Consider the following 4,449-nt stretch of genomic DNA (forward strand, 5'->3'; position numbering starts at 1 on the left):
CCCCCCTACGAATGATGCGTTGGCTCCTTGGTTGCGGGTTGACGGTTGATAGTTGATAGTTGATCGTTGACGGTTGACGGTCGGCGGTTGATGGACCTTCTTCCTGTCAACTGTCAACTGTGAACTGTCAACTTTTCCCAACTGTGAACTGTCAACTCTCCCATCTCCCACCTTGAACTGTGACACCAAATTTCTTAAACCTACTGCCATCTCGGAGAGTTCCTGACTTGAAGAGGCCAACTGTTCCATTGACGCCGTCATCTCTTCCGTCGAGGCTCCCGCCTCTTCCGCTCCCGATGCCGCCTGCTCCGCGGAAGAAGCAATTTCGTCTACGCTCTTCACCACCTGTTTCGTTCCCGCCGCCATCTGTTGCGCAGAAGCCGATATCTGCTGGGTTGAAGCCGACGTCTTTTGTACCACCGCAATGATTTCTTGCAACGCTTCGCCCGCTTTCATTGCCACTGTTCGTCCTTCCTCCACCTCGTGACTCCCCATCTCCATGGATTTCACCGCCTCACTTGTCTCTTTCTGAATCCCTTTGATCAGTTGTGAAATCTGATCCGCCGCTTTTGCCGAACCTTCCGCCAGTTTCCGAACCTCCTCCGCAACAACCGCAAAACCCCGGCCCGCCTCGCCCGCGCGCGCCGCTTCAATCGCCGCGTTCAACGCCAACAAATTCGTCTGGTCGGCAATGTCCGTGATCACATTAACTATCTCTCCCACCTGCTCGGAACGCTCGCCCAACGCTTTGACCGTCTTCGCCGAATTGAAAACCGTTTCAAAAATCCGGTTCATTTTTTCAACGGAAGCCTTCACCGCCACGTCCCCCTTTTGCGCCGTCTGCGCCGCCTGCACCGATGCCGCCGTTGATTGCGAACCCTTGGCCACCTGATCCACACTCACATTCATTTGCTCCATCACTTTGGTTGTCTCCTCAATCCGCTGAGCCTGATTCTGTGCCCCCTTTGCAATTTGCTGAACCGTCGCCGCAATCTCCTGCGTCGTTGAGTTCATCTGCTGGGCGGAAGAGGATAGTTGCTGGGATGAAGCCGATACGCGCTCGGAAGTTCCTGTGATCTGGGTCACCATGTTGACCAGTCCTTCGATCATTGATTTCAGCGCCTTGCCCAGACTGTCTTTTTCCGACCGAGGTTCCACTTTTTGGTTGAGATTTCCCTTCGCCACTTCGCCGGCGACCCCCGCCAGTTTCTTTAAATGATTCATCATATTCCGGAAGGCCAAAGCCATCTGGCCTATTTCATCCTGACTCTCGATTTTGATCTCATGCTCCAAATCGCCCTCGTTGGCCACCGCATTACAAACTTTTACAATCTCTGCCACCGACCGTGTGATCGCGCGGGTGATAATAGTTGCTAAGACTGCGGCCAATGTCGCACCCAAAAAAATCAAAATACCGAACAAAATATTAATCATTTTCCTCATGGCGACGATCTCCGACATTTGCTCTTCCATGCGTGTCCGATTGGTCTCATGAAGTTTTTCGGCAGATTCTATCATCGGAGCCGCGTGCTTATAATCCATCTCCTCCATGATATTTGCCGCCTCCACATTGATGCCTGTGATGGTCAAGGCAAAAATCTCTTTTGCATGTTTTTTGACCTCATCAAAATTTCCAACAATCTCTTCGATGATAGCCTTGTCGTCAGGGGTTAATTCCATCTGCCTGATTTTGGCAATCTGAGCCGCCAGTTTCCCTTCGAGATTGTCAAATTCTCCCTTGTATTTGGCATTGCCGGTAATGATGTAATCGTTCACCGGCATGACGAACTGGGAGGAAAGGATTTGGAGATCCGCAACCGTTTCCATGTCGAGAGCGCGTTTGTGGATAATATCTGTTCCTTTCCCCGTCCGCGTCAGCGCGTAGTAGGTGAAGGACCCCAAAATTATTAGGAGAATGATACCTGTCCCAAACCCCAAGACCAACTTCATCCCGATTTTTAAATTTTTCATAAATGCCTCCTGTTAGTCGTCAGTCGTCAGTTAAAAACCGATTTTAAATCTTCCCATCGCCACAACCGCGTTCCGCAGGGCCGGATTAGCCCCCGGATTTAAAATTATTTGGAGATCAGGTTGAACAGTCAGCCACGGGGCTACCTATGCCCGATAAGTCATCTCCAACGTGGTTTCGGCGGCATCGCGTCTGCCACCTACACGCAGTTTGTCACTGATAGAAGCATGAGCAACGGCCAGTCCGACGACATCGTTATTGCGTGTTGGAATCAATCCTTTGTAATGAACTCCGCCACCGACATAAAAATCAACCTCGTTGCGATCATCGGGTTCAGCGCCAATTTGAAAAAAAACACCGAGTCCTTGATCTCCCTTTTTTCGATAGATCATTTGATCGGCAACAAAATACCCGCCATAATCTCCATTGTGTTGAACAGGATTGCCGGAGGCATCGGTGTCGGTAACATCGTTAAATTTCGCCGTGTGATACCATGCACCCAATTTATAACTTCCGGGCAGGGTGGGACTGTCTTCGTGATTTCCAAAGAGAATGCCCGTTTCGTAAATGGTCATGGCCCCTTCTTCGGAAGAAAGGTTCCATTGAGTACCTGTTGAATTTTCTTCAATCGTGCCCGGATTTCCGTCATAGGCGGCGGCCATCAGATAAAAGTGTTCATTGGGTTTCCATTTAAGTCGCACTGCCAAAGTTGTGGCGGGAAATATCGAAACCGGCACATTGGCGGAAATACTCGCCTGAACGCCAAAAGAACTGTTCAAAAAATCTCTCCCATATTTCGTAACGTCAAATTCAGACTCGGAATTGAGATCGTGCTGTCCCATCAGGGCGAAAAACGTATCATGAAAAAGGGATTGTTCATACCATAATTCATAGAGACGAATTGTTTTCGTTGCTTCAATATTGCTTACTCTCTGCAAATCTCCAATAAAATGAACCGATGGATTTCCACTGTAATTTGCCAAGCCGCAGACAAAAAAGGTTCCGCCGTTCCACCAACCTGCTTTTTCCGTTTCAAACTTTGCCATCATATCCATGTTCTCCAGATAGGTTGCCCCTTTTTTTAGTCCGCCCCTTGTATTGCCAACGAACTCTCCTTTATAGACAAACCCAAAAGTAAGTCCCTTCTCTTCCAGCTTACTTCGTGTTCCTCCCCAATCGCCGGTTAGATGATTTCTTTTCCAAAAGTCGGTGGTTGTATCGTATTGCGTCGTGAGTATTGGGTCGTGCATTGGCCCTGCTTTCACCGGCAGGGGAAGCAAAAACAAGAGAAGAATGAATGGAAACTTTGTCATACTATAGTTGTCAGTCGTCAGTCGTCAGTCGTGAATTGGACACCTTTGTGAAACAATTCTTCAATTTGCGTCAGGTCAAATCGCCATTGATTTCCAACCCGGACGGCGCCCGGGAGTTTTCCTTCTTTGGCAAGGCGATAGACGGTTCCTTCCGTAATGTTCAGGAATTCGGCGACCTCTTTTGCGGAAACGATTTTATCATCCATTGTTCCTCCCTGAATAAACCAAATTAACTTTTCATTAGGATATCTGTCATTCCTGCGCAGGCAGGAATCCATGTGTTTATCAGCTTTTCTGGATCCCCGCCTTCGCGGGGATGACATACCAAAAGTTAATTCACTATAAACCACGCAACAGAACGAGCAAAAAGAATGCCAAAAGAGGTAAAAACAAGAAGGGCGTCTCTATTTGCTAAATAACAGCTTGATTAAGAAGGATAATTTTCTTTGCGTTATTGCCTACTCTTCAATCCGAATGAGTCTGATAAAGGACAAAAGAGGGTAAAAAACAATCTTTCGATGTCAAACGCTTGACGAAGGGCTGAGACTGTTGATTCAAAAAATAGTTTCAAAAAATAGTTTTTTGACTAAATGTACGATATAAAATAATGTTCGATATATATCGTACATTTAATGAAATTGTACTTTTATGGTTACCCCTTATCAAAAAGGATTGTTTGCCGACAAAAGCACCCTTATTTTAAGGTCTCTCCTGCAGAAGTCTGAAAAACAGTGGCGCACTCGTGAATTGGCAGAACAATGCGGCATCAGTCAGGGACTTGTTTCGAGAACGGTCGTTTATCTGGAAAAATTGGGCTATGCTCAAACCCAAAAGGGGCGAAACGGCTATATCCGGCTTGTAGATGTGGAAGGTCTCCTTAAAGATTGGGTATCTATTTATGACTTTTCGCTCAATTCCATCGTGAGTTTGTATTCGCCCGATGAAAACGCGTTGTCTAAGTTAAAAACTTTTTTGTTGAAGCAAGGCGGCGAAAATTGCTATGCGCTGACTCTTCATACGGGTGCTAATTTGATGACGAATTACGTTCGGGACCCGAACATTTATGTTTATTTGCTGGGGATTCATCCTTATCACACTGCCAAAGAATTACAGATGCAGTTGGGATTTAAAAAGTTGGTGCAAGGCGGCAATGTGCATCTGATTCAA

General features: G+C 47.0%; 4 protein-coding genes. 1 reads left to right on the plus strand and 3 read right to left on the minus strand.

Annotation, left to right across the window (positions count from 1 at the left end):
- From HY877_02465 to HY877_02475, 3 genes are all read right to left on the minus strand, one after another.
- On the minus strand, positions 1-1,971 hold a 1,971-nt coding region (locus HY877_02465; protein MBI5299147.1), incomplete at its 3' end, for a HAMP domain-containing protein.
- A 144-nt stretch (positions 1,972-2,115) separates the two neighbouring features.
- Positions 2,116-3,219, minus strand: coding sequence for a carbohydrate porin (locus HY877_02470; protein ID MBI5299148.1), 1,104 nt, complete (start codon positions 3,217-3,219; stop codon positions 2,116-2,118).
- An 80-nt stretch (positions 3,220-3,299) separates the two neighbouring features.
- Entirely contained in the window at positions 3,300-3,488 is a 189-nt protein-coding gene (locus HY877_02475; GenBank protein MBI5299149.1) for a helix-turn-helix domain-containing protein, read from the minus strand.
- A gap of 442 nt (positions 3,489-3,930) precedes the next feature.
- On the opposite strand from HY877_02475, the gene HY877_02480 reads away from it, so the two are divergent.
- Positions 3,931-4,449: Rrf2 family transcriptional regulator (locus HY877_02480; GenBank protein ID MBI5299150.1), on the plus strand; the 519-nt coding region annotated here is incomplete at its 3' end.

The sequence above is a fragment of the Deltaproteobacteria bacterium genome, assembly GCA_016213065.1.
In the GTDB taxonomy this organism is placed as follows: domain Bacteria; phylum UBA10199; class UBA10199; order SPLOWO2-01-44-7; family SPLOWO2-01-44-7; genus JACRBV01.

Bases quoted from the DNA above. Each gene is read 5' to 3' on its own strand.
- HY877_02475 (MBI5299149.1), bottom strand. From the start codon at position 3,488: ATGGATGATAAAATCGTTTCCGCAAAAGAGGTCGCCGAATTCCTGAAC.
- HY877_02470 (MBI5299148.1), bottom strand. From the start codon at position 3,219: ATGCACGACCCAATACTCACGACGCAATACGATACAACCACCGACTTT.